The 18,904-nt window shown below is 36.1% G+C and carries 16 protein-coding genes and 2 tRNA genes; 12 read left to right on the forward strand and 6 right to left on the reverse strand.

Translation table 11 applies throughout. From position 1 onward, the window contains the following. The first annotated feature begins 289 nt into the window (after window positions 1–289). From N9R04_RS04875 to N9R04_RS04905, 7 genes are all read left to right on the forward strand, one after another. Entirely contained in the window at window positions 290–1,774 is a 1,485-nt protein-coding gene (locus N9R04_RS04875) for a UDP-N-acetylmuramoyl-L-alanyl-D-glutamate--L-lysine ligase (RefSeq protein ID WP_262855431.1), read from the forward strand. 343 nt (window positions 1,775–2,117) lie between these two features. Continuing rightward, window positions 2,118–2,279, forward strand: a complete 162-nt coding sequence (locus N9R04_RS04880; protein ID WP_262855432.1) for a YueH family protein — start codon at window positions 2,118–2,120, stop codon at window positions 2,277–2,279. Window positions 2,280–2,291: 12 nt separating this feature from the next. Beyond that, window positions 2,292–3,854 carry a peptide chain release factor 3 gene (locus N9R04_RS04885; protein ID WP_262855433.1) on the forward strand — a complete coding sequence of 521 codons (1,563 nt, stop codon included), beginning with the start codon at window positions 2,292–2,294 and terminating at the stop codon, window positions 3,852–3,854. 322 nt (window positions 3,855–4,176) lie between these two features. Further along, the gene (locus tag N9R04_RS04890) at window positions 4,177–4,965 is read left to right on the forward strand and encodes a TerC family protein (protein WP_262855434.1); all 789 of its coding nucleotides are present in this window, start codon (window positions 4,177–4,179) and stop codon (window positions 4,963–4,965) included. A gap of 459 nt (window positions 4,966–5,424) precedes the next feature. Continuing rightward, window positions 5,425–7,347, forward strand: coding sequence for a S1C family serine protease (locus N9R04_RS04895; RefSeq protein WP_444544742.1), 1,923 nt, complete (start codon window positions 5,425–5,427; stop codon window positions 7,345–7,347). An 18-nt stretch (window positions 7,348–7,365) separates the two neighbouring features. Then, complete coding sequence (locus N9R04_RS04900) at window positions 7,366–8,724, forward strand: TrkH family potassium uptake protein (RefSeq protein ID WP_262855436.1); 1,359 nt, start codon at window positions 7,366–7,368, stop codon at window positions 8,722–8,724. 224 nt (window positions 8,725–8,948) lie between these two features. Continuing rightward, on the forward strand, window positions 8,949–10,460 hold the full coding sequence (locus N9R04_RS04905; protein ID WP_262855474.1) for a bifunctional metallophosphatase/5'-nucleotidase: 1,512 nt from the start codon (window positions 8,949–8,951) through the stop codon (window positions 10,458–10,460). Window positions 10,461–10,728: 268 nt separating this feature from the next. Here N9R04_RS04905 and N9R04_RS04910 read toward each other — a convergent pair whose 3' ends face one another. Together N9R04_RS04910 and N9R04_RS04915 are read right to left on the reverse strand one after the other, a co-directional pair. Beyond that, a complete protein-coding gene (locus N9R04_RS04910) occupies window positions 10,729–11,331 on the reverse strand; it encodes a CPBP family glutamic-type intramembrane protease (RefSeq protein WP_262855437.1) in 603 nt (200 codons plus the stop codon). 4 nt (window positions 11,332–11,335) lie between these two features. Beyond that, a complete protein-coding gene (locus tag N9R04_RS04915) occupies window positions 11,336–11,521 on the reverse strand; it encodes a YkvS family protein (protein ID WP_262855438.1) in 186 nt (61 codons plus the stop codon). Window positions 11,522–11,829: 308 nt separating this feature from the next. On the opposite strand from N9R04_RS04915, the gene N9R04_RS04920 reads away from it, so the two are divergent. Further along, complete coding sequence (locus tag N9R04_RS04920) at window positions 11,830–11,967, forward strand: hypothetical protein (RefSeq protein WP_262855440.1); 138 nt, start codon at window positions 11,830–11,832, stop codon at window positions 11,965–11,967. Next, window positions 11,948–12,937 carry a lipoate--protein ligase gene (gene lplA, locus N9R04_RS04925; RefSeq protein WP_262855441.1) on the forward strand — a complete coding sequence of 330 codons (990 nt, stop codon included), beginning with the start codon at window positions 11,948–11,950 and terminating at the stop codon, window positions 12,935–12,937. The genes N9R04_RS04920 and lplA overlap by 20 nt, the downstream gene beginning before the upstream one ends. Window positions 12,938–13,007: 70 nt before the next feature. On the opposite strand, the gene N9R04_RS04930 is transcribed toward lplA, so the two are convergent. Then, a complete protein-coding gene (locus N9R04_RS04930) occupies window positions 13,008–13,232 on the reverse strand; it encodes an IDEAL domain-containing protein (RefSeq protein ID WP_262855442.1) in 225 nt (74 codons plus the stop codon). 279 nt (window positions 13,233–13,511) lie between these two features. Between N9R04_RS04930 and N9R04_RS04935 the strand changes: the two genes are divergently transcribed. Then, window positions 13,512–14,078 (forward strand): competence protein ComK, encoded by a 567-nt coding sequence (locus tag N9R04_RS04935; protein ID WP_262855443.1) that lies wholly within the window; start codon window positions 13,512–13,514, stop codon window positions 14,076–14,078. A 1,459-nt stretch (window positions 14,079–15,537) separates the two neighbouring features. Here the strand turns inward: N9R04_RS04935 and N9R04_RS04940 are convergent. Next, a tRNA-Ser gene (locus N9R04_RS04940) sits at window positions 15,538–15,626 on the reverse strand. Between the two features lie 2 nt (window positions 15,627–15,628). Further along, a tRNA-Asn gene (locus N9R04_RS04945) sits at window positions 15,629–15,703 on the reverse strand. A 225-nt stretch (window positions 15,704–15,928) separates the two neighbouring features. On the opposite strand from N9R04_RS04945, the gene N9R04_RS04950 reads away from it, so the two are divergent. Together N9R04_RS04950 and N9R04_RS04955 are read left to right on the forward strand one after the other, a co-directional pair. Continuing rightward, the gene (locus N9R04_RS04950) at window positions 15,929–16,396 is read left to right on the forward strand and encodes an N-acetylmuramoyl-L-alanine amidase (RefSeq protein ID WP_262855475.1); all 468 of its coding nucleotides are present in this window, start codon (window positions 15,929–15,931) and stop codon (window positions 16,394–16,396) included. Between the two features lie 225 nt (window positions 16,397–16,621). After that, a complete protein-coding gene (locus N9R04_RS04955) occupies window positions 16,622–17,191 on the forward strand; it encodes a GNAT family N-acetyltransferase (protein ID WP_262855445.1) in 570 nt (189 codons plus the stop codon). Window positions 17,192–17,846: 655 nt separating this feature from the next. Here the strand turns inward: N9R04_RS04955 and N9R04_RS04960 are convergent. Continuing rightward, window positions 17,847–18,785: a 1,4-dihydroxy-2-naphthoate polyprenyltransferase gene (locus N9R04_RS04960; protein WP_262855446.1), complete on the reverse strand. Its 939-nt coding sequence runs from the start codon at window positions 18,783–18,785 to the stop codon at window positions 17,847–17,849. Between the last annotated feature and the right edge of the window lie 119 nt (window positions 18,786–18,904).

Here is an 18,904-nt window from a genome sequence, read left to right on the forward strand (position 1 = left end):
AAAAAGCTTGATACAAGCGCGTTTCAAATCAGTCATCTACTGCCGAGATGTTGAAGGGAGCGGGACAGGAATCTAATTTGAATAAAAAGATTTCGTAGTCCCGCCCTGGCAAGGATGACTAGAATTGAAAAAAGCTTGATACAAGCGCGTTTCAAATCAGTCATCTACTGCCGAGATGTTGAAGAGGTTGGGATTTATGTCCCAGCCTCTTTCTCTCTAGTTAAAGCCCTTTATGTCCCATACCCAAAAGGTGTATAATGAATAGGAATGATTTAAAGGAGAGAGTATTGTGAATGCACAGGCTTTATTTGACAAGATAAAAGTAAAACAAGTCATAGGATCTTTAGACCACGATATTAAGGATATAACTACGGATTCAAGAACAGCTGAGTCAGGAAGTATCTTCGTCGCGTCAGTTGGCTATACTGTAGATAGTCACCGTTTTTGTCAACAAGTTGTAGATAATGGTTGTAAGATTGTAGTAGTTGCTAAAGAACAACAAATAGATGGGGAAGTCACACAAGTAATTGTGCCAGATACTTTAAGAGTGGCCAGTTTATTAGTTAATAAATTATTTAATTTTCCTAGTAAAAAACTGACAACCTATGGCGTTACGGGTACGAATGGTAAAACATCAATCGCGACTATGATACATAACATTTATAGAGCGTTGAATAGAAATAGTGCTTATTTAGGGACCAATGGCTTTCAAATTAATGAAGAAAAATCTAAAGGTGCAAACACAACACCTGAGACAGTCTCTTTAACTAAAAAGATTAAAGAAGCGGTAGATAAACAAGCTGAAGCGATGACATTAGAAGTATCAAGTCACGGTTTGTCTTTAGGACGTTTGAGAGGTGTGGAATTTGATGTAGCTATATTCTCAAATTTAACTCAAGATCACTTAGATTTTCATGGCACAATGGAAGCGTACAGTCATGCAAAGTCTCTATTGTTTAGTCAATTAGGACAAGACCTTTCAAAAGAAAAATACGTGGTATTAAACAACGATGATGAATTTTCTAAGCATCTAGAAGCCGTTACCCCATTTGAAGTTTTCACTTATGGAATAGATAACGAGGCTCAATTTATGGCTACGAATATTCACGAATCGTTACAAGGCGTTACCTTTGATCTCGTAACTCCTTTCGGGCAATTTACAATTAAATCTCCTTATGTAGGTAAATTTAACATCTCTAATATTATGGCAGCACTTATAGCAGTGTGGAGTGAAGGTATCAGTTTTGAAAGACTGAGCGAAATTGTTGCTAACTTAGAACCAGTTGAAGGAAGATTAGAGGTTCTGGATCCTGACTTACCTATAGATCTCATTATCGACTATGCACACACTGCTGATGGAATGAATAAATTGATTGACGCTGTTAAACCTTTTGTTAAACGTCGACTCATTTTCCTAGTTGGCATGGCAGGTGAAAGGGATATGGGTAAGACGCCGGAAATGGGGTCAGTCGCATGCCGTGCAGATTATGTGATCTTCACACCTGATAATCCGGCTAATGACGATCCAAAAATGCTTACTGCCGAATTAGCTAAAGGTGCTACACATTCTAATTATATCGAATTTGAGGACCGGGCTGAGGGAATTCGTCATGCTATTGAAGTGGCCGAACCAGGAGATACTGTAGTGTTAGCTTCAAAGGGGAGAGAACCCTATCAGATTATGCCGGGGCATATCAAAGTTCCCCATCGCGATGACTTAATTGGTTTAGAAGCGGCATACGAGAAATTTGGTGGGGAACCCCATGCTGATTAATCATTTATTAATTGAAAAAGAAGAGCTAAATGGGTACATATATAATGATGGAGGGAGCGGGACAGAATTCTAATTTGAGTAAAAAGATTTCGTAGTCCCGACCCGGCAAGGATGACTAGAATTAAAAAAAGCTTGATACAAGCGCGTTTTCAAATCAGTCATCTACTGCCGAGATGTTGAAGGGAGCGGGACAGAAATCTAATTTGAGTAAAAAGATTTCGTAGTCCCGCCCCGGCAAGGATGACTAGAATTGAAAAAAGCTTGATACAAGCGCATTTTCAAATCAGTCATCTACTGCCAAGATGCTGAAAGAGACTGAGACATTACATTATGTCCCAGCCACATGATAGCTATTCCTGATCTTGAATGGTCTGTTACAATAACAAAGGCGAAGCGTAAATATGAACAAATCGAAGCGCTTGTTATGAGTCTCTTTTCTCTATTGGATGAAGGAGAAGCTAAGCAAGTCGCGCATAAATTAGTTGGATGGTTAGAATATAAATAAAGGAGTATAGGTATGTCTATTAAAGAAGAAGTAGAATCGAGAAAAACCTTTGCTATTATTTCACACCCCGACGCGGGGAAGACAACTTTAACGGAGAAGTTGCTTCTATTTGGTGGTGCCATTAGAGAAGCAGGGACGGTTAAAGGTAAGAAAACAGGGAAGTTTGCAACGAGTGATTGGATGAAGGTTGAACAAGAACGTGGGATCTCTGTAACGAGCTCAGTCATGCAATTTAATTACGATCATTACAATATCAATATATTAGATACACCAGGGCATGAGGATTTTTCTGAGGACACTTATCGTACTTTGATGGCTGTGGATAGTGCAGTGATGGTGATCGATTGTGCTAAAGGTATTGAGCCGCAAACTCTAAAGTTATTTAAAGTTTGTAAAATGCGAGGCATTCCTATATTCACATTCATCAATAAATTAGATCGTGTGGGTAAAGAGCCATTTGAATTGCTCGATGAGATTGAAGATACGCTAAATATCGATACTTATCCTATGAATTGGCCTGTCGGTATGGGTCAGAATTTCTTCGGTATTATCGATCGTAAAGATAGAACGATAGAGCCCTTTAGAGATGAAGAGAACCTTCTTCATTTAAACGATGATTATGAATTAGAAGAAACACATGAAATAGTGAATGACAGTGCATTTGAACAAGCTATAGAGGAACTTATGCTTGTAGAAGAAGCTGGTGAGAAGTTTGATACAGAAGCGTTACTTAACGGTGAGTTAACACCTGTCTTCTTCGGATCGGCGCTTGCTAATTTCGGTGTAGAGAACTTTTTAAATGCATATGTAGATCATGCACCTATGCCTAATTCACGCCAAACTAAGAATGATGGTCAAGTGAGTCCTTTTGATACAGATTTTTCTGGCTTTATCTTTAAAATTCAAGCGAATATGGACCCTAAACACAGAGACCGTATCGCTTTCATGCGTATCGTTAGTGGTGCTTTTGAGCGAGGGATGGATTTGAAACTCCAAAGAACGAATAAAAAGCAAAAAATTTCGCGCTCGACTTCGTTTATGGCGGACGATAAAGAGACAGTAAACCATGCAGTTGCTGGAGATATTATCGGTTTATATGATACAGGTAATTATCAAATCGGTGATACACTAGTCGGAGGCAATCAAAAATTTGAGTTTGAAGATTTACCTCAATTTACTCCTGAACGCTTTATGAAAGTATCGCCTAAAAATGTAATGAAGCAAAAGCACTTCCATAAAGGTATTGAACAATTGGTACAAGAAGGGGCGATTCAATACTATAAGACCCTTCACACAAATCAAATTATTATAGGTGCTGTGGGACAATTACAATTTGAAGTTTTTGAACATCGCTTAAAAAATGAATATAATGTAGAGGTTGTTATGGAACCTGTAGGGCAAAAAATTGCACGTTGGATCGAAAACGAAGAAGATATCGCTGAAAAGATGAACACGTCACGTTCTATTCTCGTTAAAGATAGATATGACCAACTTGTCTTCTTATTTGAAAATGAATTTGCAACACGTTGGTTTGAAGAAAAATTCCCCGAAATAAGATTATATAGTTTGTTATAATTGTTTTAATTGTGTATAATTACTTTCGAATAGAAAACCTATGGCTCTAATAAGTCAGAGGGGAGTAACTTAACTATTTATAAATGCAGTTGTGCTCGTGTTAAATAATTAAGATGCGACTACACGGTTCATAACTAATTTATGAGTAGTATCACTTTGTCGTCATTACGAAGTTTATTCTTCCGGTAAAGTGGGCAAATATTAATGCTAAGTGAGACCTTTGCTATAGTATATGATGTTGATTTCTCAGAAGATGAACATTGTTATGCTGGATAGCATAGGTCTCTATTTATATTTTATAAACTTAAAGGAGTTGTCCATGATGGATCTGAGTTTAATCCTCCCTTACTTATGGGTCCTTGTTGTATTAGTGTTCTTAGAGGGGTTATTGGCAGCTGATAACGCTGTTGTAATGGCCGTTATGGTTAGGCATCTTCCTCCTGAACAAAGGAAAAAGGCGCTATTCTATGGATTGTTAGGTGCATTTATTTTCAGGTTTCTAGCTTTATTCTTAATTAGTATTATCGTTAATTTCTGGTTTATACAAGCTGCAGGTGCGATTTACCTCCTCTATATGTCTGGTAAAAACCTCTACCATTTCTTCAAACATGGGGCTGAAAAGCATGGTGATCCCGACGCTTCAGATAGCGAGGAAGATGAGGGAGAACATAAAGTTGGGAAAGGTGAGTTTTGGGGTACGGTATTAAAAGTTGAATTTGCCGATATTGCTTTTGCTATAGATTCAATGCTAGCCGCTATGGCCATCGCGTTTACACTTCCGAAAGTTGGAGTGCACTTTGGTGGCATGGACTTAGGCCAGTTTGGTGTCATGTTCTTAGGCGGAATGATTGGCGTTATCTTAATGAGATTTGCAGCTACATGGTTTGTAGAACTCTTGAATAAATATCCTGGTCTTGAGGGTGCTGCTTTCGCTATCGTCGGTTGGGTAGGTATTAAATTAGTAGTCTTAGTTCTAGCTCATAAAGATATTGCGATCTTACCAGAAGCGTTTCCGCACAGTGCCTTATGGCAAATTATTTTCTGGTCTGTAATGCTATTGCTGGTAGCTATCGGTTGGTTAACTTCATTAAAAATGAACAAAAAGAAATAGGCCTTCAACTTTATACACGCTACACGACTTACTTTTACTTTTTTTCTTATAGAGTGTGAGATAGTGAAATAGAATTGCTATCTCATGCTTTTTTATAGTTTAGGTGGAAGTGATGATAAGAACTTATAAAGTTGAATAACATAAACACTTACATATAGTGAATTACTGAGAATAATTGATACGTCATTCCTATTTGTCATACAATAAGGGAAGTGGAGAAAAGTCTCTTTGTATATCGATTCAACTATTCAAACACATCTAAATTCTAACGATTATTTTAGTGTGAATTTAGAATTTAATCATCTGGTACGTTGATATTTTTATCCCATAGTTTTAAAGAGAAACTGCAGTATTTATGGCAACACTCTGTAAAAATAATACTATAATAAAATTTTTGCTAAACAAGAGAGCAATTCCAACGGTTCTGTGTCATAATATGATATAAATGCTAAGGCAGTGATAGGAGGGCAAGAAGTGGATAGAGGCAAGAAACACGTCATACCACGACACCAATATAAACGAAAAAGAAGAGAATTCTTTCACAATGAAGATAGAGAAGCACGTGTAGAGCGAGAGAAAGCTGAAAAAGAACGAGAACGAGAAAGAGAAGCTCAGCTTGCTAAAAATAATGAAGCTCGCGTTAAGGACAACATGAGAAAAGCACGTATTGAAAAGTTAACTCAAGAAGAGATACAACATCAACAAGCGCGTACAAGTTCTCAATATGAAGTAAAACAACCGGATAAGGAAGAGGGCACCTCTAGTCATCAAGATAAAGTAGAGACAACTAATGAATATAAAGAGACTCCTCAAGATAAAGAAGAACCTATTAAAGGACAAGATTCTGGTGAAGATATTCAACTCAAATCATCTTCGAAGCAACACGAGAAACGCGATCCTTATTCGTTAAATAATAAACATAAAGAAAGTGCTACAGAAGATGAGAATTCAGTTAAAGAAGATAAAGAAAGTATCATTCCTAACCCTAAGCTAACGGGTGCTTCAACTGATAAAGAAGATGCTCAAAGCTCAAATCATAATAGTGAAAAACGTAATAGTACTACAGACGACAGTGATGATTCAAGTAACTTTTACTCTGAAAAAGCGCAACAATCACGAGTAGATAAATATGTTTCTGATGATGATAAACACCCTGCGGATTATCATGATGAATATAAAGACAGCGCTGCACATCACAACAAGCAAGCACACCAAAGCAATGACTATTTTGAAAGATTTCGCTCATTTATGACACATCATTGGAGCAAGTTACTTATTGCTTTAGGTATTATCTTATTGATTATACTTATAGTCGCCATTTTCAATAATGTTAATAACAATGGCAAAGGTTCTAACCACTTATTCAATAGTAACAACAATAATGATGATAAGCATTACACTGACACGATGAAAAGTGCGAATAAGACAATTCATTCAGTAGTAACAGTAGAAAACGATACCAAAAACGACCGTTCTTCAATTGATAAAGAGACCGAGGAGTCAGGGAAAGATAACGAATTAGGTTCAGGTGTCGTCTACAAAAAAGTAGACGGCGCTATTTATGTGATGACGAATGCACATGTTGTAGGCGATAAGAAGAAGCAGAAAATTACATATGATAACAATGAAACTACCACTGGCACAGTTATCGGTTCCGACAAGTGGTCTGACATAGCAATAGTAAAAGCAAATATTAAGAAAAACAGTAGTGTTAAGCCGATTGAGATAGGAGACTCTAGTAATCTCACATTAGGCGAGCCTATCATTGTCGTAGGAAACCCATTAGGTGTAGATTTCAAAGGAAGCGTTACAGAAGGAATCATTTCTGGGTTGAATCGACACGTTCCAGTTGATATAGATAAAGATGGCGAATACGACGAGCTAATTAACGCTATACAGATAGACGCACCAGTCAATCCAGGCAACTCTGGCGGTGCGGTAGTAAATAGAGAAGGAAAACTTATCGGAGTGGCTTCTCTTAAAATTGATATGGATAAAGTTGAAGGAATTGCATTCGCATTGCCAGTAAATGATGCGCAGACTATAGCGAAAGAGCTAGAGCAAAAAGGAGAAGTTAAATATCCTAATACTGGTATTAGAATTGCGAATCTAGCAGACTTGAGTGATGGCGAACGCTCAGCACTTCAGTTACCTAGTGATGTTAAAAAAGGAATTGTAGTCGGTGATATTAAACCAGGATCCTTAGGAGATAAGTCTGGCTTACGGAAGAACGATGTCATCGTCAAATTGGACGATAAAGATATCGAAGATAAACTACGTTATAGACAAATACTATTCAGTCATAAAGACGATAAGGAAACTCTACCAGCTAAAGTTTATAGAAATGGTAAGATTAAAGATATAGATATTAAATTGAAGTAATCTTGAGGTGAGTAGCGGTTGTCTATTTTTAACCAATTACTAAAAAAATCTAGTCCGCAACAAGGTATAGTGATGTACTACCTTTTTGCCATAGTGGTAGCATTTTTATTATTGAATCTGCCATTCGTTCATAAATCTGGTGTAGATGTTAATCCGATCGATTCATTATTTGTTGCAGTTTCAGGCGTTAGTGTGACTGGTTTGTCCCCAGTAGATATCTCACAGACATATACGACTTTCGGACAGATCATCATCATTATCATCCTTAACATCGGTGGTATCGGCGTTATGGCTATAGGTACGATGCTATGGGTGGTATTAGGAAAGCATATAGGTATACGTGAACGCCAACTTATCATGCTTGATAATAATAAAGATAGCATGAGTGGAACGGTCAAGTTGATTCTAGAAATTGTAAGGACGATTTTAATCATTGAATTCGTGGGCGCTATGCTACTCGCTTTCTATTTCTATCGTGATAGCCATCATTTAAATTATGCTTTGATGCAAGGCGTCTTCGTATCAGTTTCAGCTACTACTAATGGAGGGCTAGATATTACCGGTAAATCCTTAATTCCATATGCCAATGACTATTTCGTTCAAACAATAGTTATGTTTCTCGTTGTGCTCGGTTCTATCGGCTTTCCAGTATTATTAGAAACTAAAGCTTACATTAAAAATAGAATACCTAATTTTAGGTTTTCACTTTTTGCGAAAATCACTACAGTTACTTACTTTGCATTGTTTATCTTCGGCGTGCTTATTATATTGCTGCTTGAACACACGCACGTCTTTCACGGCATGTCGTGGCATAAAGAATTATTCTATGCGTTATTTCAATCATCTACAACTCGTAGCGCAGGATTGCAAACGATTGATGTGAGCGAGTTTAGCCAAGCTACTAATTTAATTATGGGACTATTGATGTTTATTGGCTCGTCACCAAGTTCAGTAGGTGGAGGTATACGGACTACTACTTTTGCTATATTATTACTTTTCTTACTTAACTTTAATAATAATAGTGAGAAGACACCCATCAAGGTCTTTAACCGCGAGATACATGGTCTAGATATCCAACGCTCTTTCGCTGTATTTACGATGGCTAATGTATTAACCTTTGTTGGTATCATTATCATGTTAGTTGCGGAAAATGGAAAGCTGACATTTTTACAAGTCTTTTTCGAAGCTATGTCCGCTTTCGGTACCTGTGGATTATCACTCAGTGTGACCGATCAATTGAGTGATGTATCTAAAGTTGTGATTATGATTCTCATGTTTATTGGTCGCGTAGGGCTCATCACTTTTATTATCATGATAGGTGGGCGCCGTGAACCTGACAAATATCATCATCCAAAAGAACGTATTCAAATTGGTTAAGATTGAGATAAATTATTTGAAGTTTGAAGTAGTAAAATACTGCAGATAATAAAATTTATTATAAATGTGTAACGACTGTTAGGGGGTGAGCTAATGAAATCATCAGGTTTCTGTCTCCTCCCTAATCTTTTTTGATTATACTCGTGGACCACAGTATGATAAGATAGATTAAATCTTTAGCTTCCTCATGATAAACTACTAAAGATAGGTTAGGAGCGAGCGAAATAATGAAAAGTGAAAATATTTCTATAGATGTAATAGCTACCTCAGATATGCACAGTTATTTTCTTAATGGGCCAGATGGCTCGAATATTTATCGGGCCGGCACTTATGTGAACCAGGTTAGAGCTGAAAATGAGAATGTCATATTGTTAGACAGCGGGGGAAGTTTAGCTGGCTCATTAGCGGCTTATTATTACGCGGTGGTTGCACCTTATAAACGTCATCCAATGATAAAGTTAATGAATGCTATGCACTACGATGCTAGCGGTATTAGTCCTAACGAGTTTAAATTTGGTTTATCATTTTTTTCACGTTCTATAGCGCTCTCTAAATTTCCGTGGTTATCTGCTAATATAGAATATCAGCGTACTAAAGAGCCTTATTTCTCTACACCATACACCATCAAAAAGATTGCAGGAGTTAAAATTGCTATTGTCGGATTAACATCTGACGGATTAATGAAACGAGAGCATTTTGAAATGGAAACTGATGTAACAATGGCTAAAACGATGTTAACAGCGAAGAGATGGATACGCTATATTCATGAAAGTGAATCTCCAGACTTTCTGATCGTCATTTATCATGGTGGCTTAAATCAATTAGATCAATCTACTAAAGCGCATAAACAAGAAGTTAATGAAGCTGAAAAGATAATCAAGAATCTAGGAGTTATCGATTTACTCATCACTGGGCACCAACACCAAACTTATATAGGCAGTGAGAATGAGACGTTATATGTTCAGGCAGGTCAGAACGCGGAACAACTGGTACACGTAAATGTAAATTTTAAGAAGCACACGACGTCTTATGAAGTGGACCATGTTAATTCAAAGATAGTTGACTTAAACATTTATCCTGAAGACAATGCATTACTTAATACCACGTATTATGATCGTAAAGCGGTAGAGCATTGGATGGAGGAAGTGGTATCTGAAGATGCGCCAGATTTAATTGTTAATGGATTAGAAGATGTGGTGACAAGACCGCATCCATTTACTCAATTACTGCATGATGCTTTAAAAAAAGAGTGCGATTTCGATATTTCATGTGTACATCTGCCTAGAAATGGCGAACGCGGTTTCAAGGGTAGAGTGACAAATGCGGACTTATTTGAGGCTTATCCTCATCCAGATGTTCCTATAGATATCACTTTGAAAGGTGAAGAGATTAAGGGAATATTGGAGTATAGTTATGCGCATCTTGAGTTTCATAATGAGACACTGAGTTTAACTATTATCGACGAGACACTTTGTACATTTTGGCAGGGTATAGAATATACCGTCGATATGACTAAGCCGCCCTATGAACGTGTCAAACTAGATAATATTAACTTAAATCATATGTATCGTGTAGGTATGACAGATTATTGTTATAGAAATTACCGACATATTTTATCTTCTGCTATTATTCACCACACTTCTGAGGTTACTATGGCTGAGCTGATTAAACGTAACTTAAGTAACAAGAATTATAGAATTAATGTAGATGCGTATTTTAAAGTTAAAATGGCTTAATTAATTCGTTAGTCAGTATTATTACAATTTAAACTAAGTTTCTTTTTGTTATAAGAATATTCTTAGTACGAACAGAGTGCTGTGAGTATTAATTTTAAAACTTTACGAATACATAAAGGGAGCGGGACTACGAAATCTTTTTGTTCAAATTAGATTTCTGTCCCGCTCCCTTTATGTTCAGTAGTCGGGAGTTAATGAAACGTCTACTGCGATTCACTGTATTTGGTTGTAATCTCTAGCTTTAATATTAGACTGTTTAACTAAACAGCTAACCATGAAAAATGAGTAACACAACTATAGCCATAATTTGAGCAACGATAGTAGTTGCAATACGTCGAGTAAATAAATAACTGATAGAGAGAATCAGTTGTGCTATGAATATAAAAATAAGTAACGGTGTATTATCAAGATAGAAGAATAGTGAAGCAGAAGCCAAAGCAGTCACGGTAACGCTTATCCATTGAGGTATGTGTAAATGGATGAGATACTTCTGCAATACTGTTCTCATGTATAGTTCATGGCAAGGGATGACGACGAGTAAAGTTACTAGCATTTGCCATTTAAAGTAGACGCCTGTCTTGGAGAGCATCTTAATTAATTCAGCATATTTAACATCTGAGTTAATAGCTGCAAAAATGAGTTGGCACAAAATAAGTAAAATAGCTGTAATGATACCATAGCCAATTGAAGTTAATAAACGTTTCGATTCAATATCACGTTGATAAAAGACATAACTAATTCCCGCAATAAGCATAATTCCAGTATATAAATACCAGTATTCGTTTTTTTCTCCCCACATAATTAATAAAATAACGTGAAAAACGATAAAGCTAGCGATAAACCATAACAATGCTTTTGAAACTTTTTTCATCTTACTATCCTTCTTGTTCAACTATTTTATATCGCTTGTGATTAATAACTGTTTTCTCTGGTAAATCAAGGTCATTAAAGTTCTCCATAATAGTGAGATCAACAATAACTGAATTGTCATTAAGCTTTTCAACACGACCTCTTAAACCATTGTAAAATTCAACAATATTTCCTACTTCTGCAACAGTCATAATACGACCTCCTAGAATGCTAACTAGATAGTATTGTACTAAAAATATCGAGACAAATAAACAAATAACTATTAAACCGCAAGTTTACTTTGAAATGAACATTTTTAAAATAAGAAATAAGAGAATAGCACTAAGTATTCATCTTTTAATGAGTAAATGATTGGCAATCAAACTAGAAATAAGGCATAAATAAAGTAGAGTTAACTAAACCTGTCCTGAGGTCGGGACAAAAGCGTTGAGGATTTGAGCAGGGGGCGGCCCTATGAAATCTTTTTAATCAAATTAGATTTTTGTCCCGCTCCCGAATCGTGAGCGTTGCTGTCGACAACCTTTCTGTTGGGACGCCGTCCATCGGTTTCCCAGAGTACGAACTCTTTATGTCTCAACCTCAGTTAATAGATCATTATCGGCGGAGGTATGAGGAGAATGAAATTTATAAGCAATAATAACATTACCGATCCCACGCTTAATTTAGCGATGGAAGAATATGTGTTGAAGCATATGCCCAATGACGATAGTTACTTTTTGTTTTACGTGAACAGGCCATCGATTATCGTTGGTAAAAATCAGAATACGATAGAGGAAGTAAATCAAGAATATGTGGAAGCACATAATATTGATGTAGTGCGTCGTATCTCTGGTGGGGGCGCAGTCTATCATGATACAGGCAACTTAAATTTCAGCTTTATAACAGATGATGATGGTCATAGCTTTCACAATTTCAAAAAGTTTACTGAGCCCATAGTAGAAGCTTTAAGGTCGTTAAACGTCGAAGCTGAAATGACTGGTCGCAATGATATCCAGGTAGGTCAGGCTAAGATATCTGGGAATGCCATGGTTAAAGTGCGCAATCGGATGTTTAGTCACGGGACTTTAATGCTAAATAGTGAATTAGGTGAGGTACAGAATGCATTAAAAGTTAATCCTGCTAAAATTAAATCAAAAGGTGTGAAATCTGTACGTAGTCGAATCGCTAATATTTCTGAGTTCTTAACTGAATCTTTAAGTATTGAAGGATTCAAACAAATCATCTTAGAAACCATATTTGGGGAAGCTGATCATGTGGAGGAATATTCATTAAGCGATGAAGACTGGACAAATATCGAACAGTTAAGTAATGAGAAATATAGAACGTGGGAATGGAACTACGGACATAACCCCAAATATAATTTTGAAAGAGAAGCCAAATTTGAAAAGGGATTTGTGCAAATTAAGTTAGATGTCAAGCGTGGTCGTATTGAACATTCTAAGATATTTGGTGATTTCTTTGGAGAGGGGGATGTTTCAGATATAGAAGAAGCTTTAATAGGCACATTGCATGACTTTAATAGTATTAAAGAAGCGTTATCAAATTACGATATCTATCATTATTTCGGTGCAATAAATCGAGACGAATTGATACGCCTAATGTCATAAATAAAAGGACTAGTTGTTAGCTACTCTCGATAGTTTACAACTAGTCCTTAAATTATTTATATTAAAACGATTAGAACATATCAACAGAAGAATCCTCCAATTTAATGTATTCGGAAGTGTAGTGATTGAATGCTTCTTCATCTTTGTCTTGAAGTGCTTGATCAATAAGTTTCTCAAGCTTTTCTTTGCGAACACTTTTTAAAGCGTGTTCAATGAGGAGATCGATCCCTAAATCATTAATTGAAGTTACAAAATCTTCCAAAGATTTGTATTGGACATTTGTATTATAGTTCATAACTATACAACTCCTTTATCTATCTATAGAGATATTATACAAGATACATATTTTGAAATCAATGAATTTTCAGATTTTTTAATACTCTCTATTCCATTGTCTAGCCAATTTTTAAAAAATAACAGAAAATAAAAAACAGAATTTAAATTATAGAAAATAAAGAAAATTCAGCATAATATATATTGAAAAATTGCTACAACTGCTATATTATTTGAGTAGAGTTACATGAATAATGAAGGAGGTTATTAATACGACTAACTGCTATGGAGGCGTTTCATCATGAATGAAAGTTATGTTATTAGAAAAGATGATATGGCCATTCAGCCTTATCCTACTAAACGAGGTCTGCTTGATTACACAAAGATATTAAAGTTTAAATCACCTGAGTTGATAGCGCAGGAAAGAACGCAAAAAATTATAGAGCGGTCATGTAAATTCTATGGCAGCACGTATGCCTATAAGAAAAATGACGCGACTCGAATGACAGAAATTGTCAGCAAGCCCCCCATTTTATTAACTCCACTATTTCCAACTTATTTCTTCCCTACACATTCTGATCGTAAACTTGAAAATGCTTGGGTTAATATTCATTTTATTCAATCGATTAAAGCTCTAAGAGACAAGCGATGCAAAATCATATTCGTAGACAACCAATCTATTACTGTCAATATTTCCGAACATAGCTTAAGACATCAGTATCACAATGCAGTCTTTTACTACTATAAAATGGATAGGGCTGCTCGTGTGACCACATATGATCCAGAAGCTCCAATCGATTACTCTAAAGAACAGATGAATATATTTGAGGCTTTAGTAAAATATGCTCAATTTCAACAAAAACCATAGAGTAATGAGATGTTAATTTAATAGGTGAAATAGAATGACTATAAGAGCCACTACATCATCTTGGGAGCGGGACAGAAATCTAATTTGAACAAAAAGATTTCGTAGGCCCGCCTCGGCAAGGATGACTAGAATTGAAAAAAGCTTGATACAAGCGCATTTTCAAATCAGTCATCTACTGCCAAGATATTGAAAGAGGGAGCGGGACAGAAATCTAATTTGACTAAAAAGATTTCGTAGTCCCGCCCCGGCAAGGATGGCTAGAATTGAAAAAAGCTTGATACAAGCGTATTTTCAAATCAGTCATCTACTGCCAAGATGCTGAAAGAGTCTGAGACATTATATTATGTCTCAGCCTCTTTCTCTCTAGTCAAAGACCTTTATGTCCCAGCCTCTATTTTTGTTTGAAATTTTAAAAAATTGAGAAAATAGGCAGGCAACAGAAACATTTTATCTTATAATAAAATAAGGAGGTGGAGGACGTGAGGATAAAGAATTGAAATACGGAAATGCGAAAAATTCTCGACTAGGCTATAATTGACTCAATAATAGTTCGCATCGAAGTTGCGTTTGAGAATTAAATTTAAATGGAGGGTTTTCGCCCCTCATTAATATAATTAGACCATATTCCTCATTTCAAATTTATGAAAATTAAGGTTCAAGTACGAAAAACAACTACTAAAGAAAAGTTTCAAGGTTTAATAGCATGGTTTGTAATCGCTTTATTTATAGTGTTGATAAAAAAGTTAATGCCTAAGTTTTAGTACTCTGTAATTATGGGAGCGGGACAGAAATCTAATTTGAATAAAAAGATTTCGTAGTCCCGCCCCGGCAAGGATGACTAGAATTGAAAAAGCTTGATATAAGCGCGTTTTCAAATCAGTCATCTACTGCCAAGATACTCAAAGAGTCATCTCATTTACGTTCTGTAGGTTTTAGTACTCTGTAATTTTAGGTATAAAGTATACGATAAAATGCTCGATGAAAATCAACACAATGTTTTAGTACTCTGTAATTTTAGGTATAAGGTATACGTGTTTTTCGTCTACTTCCCGTATCCGGTCGTTTTAGTACTCTGTAATTTTAGGTATAAAGTATACAAGTCGCCTTGTCTGTTTCATGTTCAATTTGTTTTAGTACTCTGTAATTTTGGGAGCGGGACAGAAATCTAATTTGAATAAAAAGATTTCGTAGTCCCGCCCCGGCAAAGATGACTAGAATTGAAAAAAGCTTGATACAAGCGCATTTTCAAATCAGTCATCTACTGCCAAGATGCTGAAAGAGGCCGAGACATTACATTATGTCCCAGTCTCTTTCTCTCTAGTCAAAGACCATTATGTCCAAGCCTCATGTTTATAGGGAAACACCCCGCCTGAATTAGGTAAGGATTTAAGTGATGACACATTTTTGACACGTGAAAAACAAAAACCCTTCAACACTTATTGTTGAAGGGTTTAACTTACGGAAACGGAGGGATTCGAACCCTCGCGCCGCTCTCGCGACCTACACCCTTAGCAGGGGCGCCTCTTCAGCCAACTTGAGTACGTTTCCAATGGCTCCACAGGTAGGATTCGAACCTACGACCGATCGGTTAACAGCCGATAGCTCTACCACTGAGCTACTGTGGAATATTATTAAGTTACTATTAATTTCTTATCAAGCACAAATATTATTATAGCAATTGCACATAATTTTTCAAGAGGTTGGCTTAAAAAAATTAAAGAACAATTACACTATGTTAATACATTCTTTTCAAAATTTTAGAGCACTCTTTACAACCGTTTTATTTTAATCTTATCTGAATAGTAGCTAGATCAATATATAATGGACAAGCTTTAGAGACTAGAAGACTTATCTTTGCAGTATTTCATTATACTGGCAAACTTAATAGTACGGCTCAAAATAGGGTCGATTACTATACCCGTACATATAACACACCATGTGAAATTACAACGGCAGAACATATAGTTGTAAACGATCAAGAAGCGATCGTTTGCATACCCTTAGATGAGAAAGCAAGGCATGTGTTAAATAATACCGTAACTGATACGATTTGGTACGGCATCGATGCTAATGATAGATCATTGGGTTTAGATGCATGTTACTTTAGTAGTAGGTATAAGTCGAGCAAATCGTTAGATAATGCTTGTAGAATTATGGCTGCTGCATGCAAATCATGGGATATTGATCACTGGAAGCACATGTTTGGTCATCAGGATATTCAACCTTGTCAGAGTGACCCAGGGAACTTGTTACAAGCCTGTGGTTTTGCTAGTACTCAAATGTCAATTATCACTCATAGAGTTGCTCATTATTTGTAGTATAGAATATTAGGGTAGAGAGTTAATTACAAATATTTAAGATGTTCATTTAAAGTGTTACTTTGTAAACAAATAATTGTAATGTTAATCTTGTGTACTCTATTGTGCTTACTCTATACATTTATTGTGAATAAAGTTAATAAAATATTCATGAACTAGATATTATACACTCAAAAGTTATAGTTATATAATAATAATGAATATTATTAGAGAAGGTGGGGCCTCATGATACGGAAAGCTAGAGAGAAAGATAGGGATGAAGTTGCAAAACTCATTTATTTAATTTGGCAGGGACTAGATACCCCTATGGTGAGAGAAATTGAGAAAGAACGTTTGCTGCGTATCATACAATTAAGTATGAGTGAAGTTAAATATCGTAGTCATATAGACCACACTTGGGTGTGTGAACTAGAAGGTCGGGTTGCAGGTTTTCTGATTGCTTATCCAGGACAGTATGAGATGCAACTGGAGCATGCTTGGTTAGACCTAGACTTGGATGAGGATATCAAGGCATATGGTTTGCCTATGCCAACTAAAGAAGCGCGTGACGATGAATATTATATTGAATCGATTGCAACATTTCCTGAATTTAGAGGTAGAGGAGTAGCGACCCATTTAATTCAGGCAATTATTCAAGCTCATCCTTATGAAAAAATAAGTTTAAATTGTGATAAGTCGAATGATAAAGCATTAAGATTGTATAAGAAATTAGGCTTTCTGATTGATTCAGAGATTGATCTATACCACCACGATCATTATCATATGATTTATGAGAGCGATAGGAAGGATTCTTGATCGAAATAACTAGGTGCTCAAACATTTCTAAAGTTAATATTTAACTTACTTCAGGTAGAAGTCGCCTATCCTCCATAGGTGGGTGATGAATGCTGTTTGGTATAAAGGTTACTGTTGGTAACGCGAGAACGGACATGTAAGGCTTAGCGTCTTGTTATATTGTTCTATATTATAATCAGCCTGGAAGAGAAACCATTTAGTATAACAAAGATAAAAGCCAGCACTGCCTCGCATGTCTAAGAAATTATCCTTAGGCATACAAGCCCAATAGTGCTGGCTAAGGGAGCGGGACAGAAATCTAATTTGAACAAAAAAGATTTCGTAGTCTCGCCCCGGCAAGGATGACTAGAATTGAAAAAAGCTTGATACAAGCGCATTTTCAAATCAGTCATCTACTGCCGAGATGTTGAAGAGGCGTGGATTTATCTCCCAGCCTCTTTCTCTCTAGTCAAAGACCATTATGTCCCAGTCTCAGTTAGAACTATTTCGATTGTTACTCGAATATAAGTTGCTTGCCTTTATCAAGCTAACTTTATAGTACCTAGTGGTTCGCTTAGCGTCATCCTAGTCATCGTTGTAAGATTGAAAAGTTAAATCTTGTAAGTGTTAAGACTAAGAATTAAACGCAGTACGGATAGTTTTTTAAAATAGTTAATTAAATAACCCCTGCTAAGGCACTGAGATAAATACCTAAAGCGTACAATATACCAAAGATAGTATTTGTTTTACCAGTAGCAGCCATAGCTGGCATCATTGATTGAGGTGTATCATTTTTCTTAAAGCGACGGATCGCTTTTACTGGCATATTAAAAGATAAAAGTACGATTAAATAGAATAAAGAACCCGCCGGATGGAAAATAATGAGTCCAATTACATATAAGTATGCCAAAATGTAAAGCAGAGCCATCAATCTGACTGAATTATTCTTACCTAATAGTATAGGTAGCGTCTTTCGACCACTTTCTTTGTCTTTAACTCGATCGCGGATGTTATTAGCCATATTAATGAGACCAATAGTTATGACGATAGGGATACTAATCCAAAAGGCATAGGGTTGAAAGTTACCTGTTTGTATAAAGAATGAAATTAAGATAATAATCATACCCATAAATACGCCTGCAAATAATTCGCCAAATGGGGTCCATGATATAGGGAAAGGACCACCAGTGTATAAATAGCCGACTGCCATACAGACGAGACCTATTGGAAGAATCCAGAATGAGCTTTGAACTGCAAGGAATATTCCTAATAAAGCAGCTATGACATAAAAAGCAATTGCTAAGTTAAGGACTAGTTTAGGGCTCATACCATTGCGTACTATTGCACCACCTATACCTACTGAAGTGTGGTCATCTAATCCTTTTTTAAAATCGTAATATTCGTTAAACATATTAGTAGCAGCTTGAATCAGTAGACATGCGATAAGCATTGCTAAAAACAAACTCAGCTTTAAATGATCTTCACTGCCCGTTATAAACAATTTAGCTGTAGCGGTGCCTACTAACACGGGAACTATTGATGCTGTAAGCGTATGGGGTCTCATTAATTGCCAATATTTACGCACTGTGGAATACTGCTGATATTGAGATGCCATTCGTATCAATCCTCTTATTCATATATTTATTTTTTATTAATCAAATTAATTTTAATAGAACTTTTAAAAGAGGTCAAATTGGCGATAATTGTAAATGATTTTAAGCAATAATAAATACA

This window comes from Staphylococcus marylandisciuri, from assembly GCF_025519785.1.
In the GTDB taxonomy this organism is placed as follows: domain Bacteria; phylum Bacillota; class Bacilli; order Staphylococcales; family Staphylococcaceae; genus Staphylococcus; species Staphylococcus marylandisciuri.

Bases quoted from the DNA above. Each gene is read 5' to 3' on its own strand.
- N9R04_RS04880 (WP_262855432.1), top strand. From the start codon at position 2,118: ATGATAGCTATTCCTGATCTTGAATGGTCTGTTACAATAACAAAGGCG.
- N9R04_RS04885 (WP_262855433.1), top strand. From the start codon at position 2,292: ATGTCTATTAAAGAAGAAGTAGAATCGAGAAAAACCTTTGCTATTATT.
- N9R04_RS04890 (WP_262855434.1), top strand. From the start codon at position 4,177: ATGGATCTGAGTTTAATCCTCCCTTACTTATGGGTCCTTGTTGTATTA.
- N9R04_RS04910 (WP_262855437.1), bottom strand. From the start codon at position 11,331: ATGAAAAAAGTTTCAAAAGCATTGTTATGGTTTATCGCTAGCTTTATC.
- N9R04_RS04915 (WP_262855438.1), bottom strand. From the start codon at position 11,521: ATGACTGTTGCAGAAGTAGGAAATATTGTTGAATTTTACAATGGTTTA.
- lplA (WP_262855441.1), top strand. From the start codon at position 11,948: ATGAAATTTATAAGCAATAATAACATTACCGATCCCACGCTTAATTTA.
- N9R04_RS04930 (WP_262855442.1), bottom strand. From the start codon at position 13,232: ATGAACTATAATACAAATGTCCAATACAAATCTTTGGAAGATTTTGTA.
- N9R04_RS04935 (WP_262855443.1), top strand. From the start codon at position 13,512: ATGAATGAAAGTTATGTTATTAGAAAAGATGATATGGCCATTCAGCCT.
- N9R04_RS04955 (WP_262855445.1), top strand. From the start codon at position 16,622: ATGATACGGAAAGCTAGAGAGAAAGATAGGGATGAAGTTGCAAAACTC.
- N9R04_RS04960 (WP_262855446.1), bottom strand. From the start codon at position 18,785: ATGGCATCTCAATATCAGCAGTATTCCACAGTGCGTAAATATTGGCAA.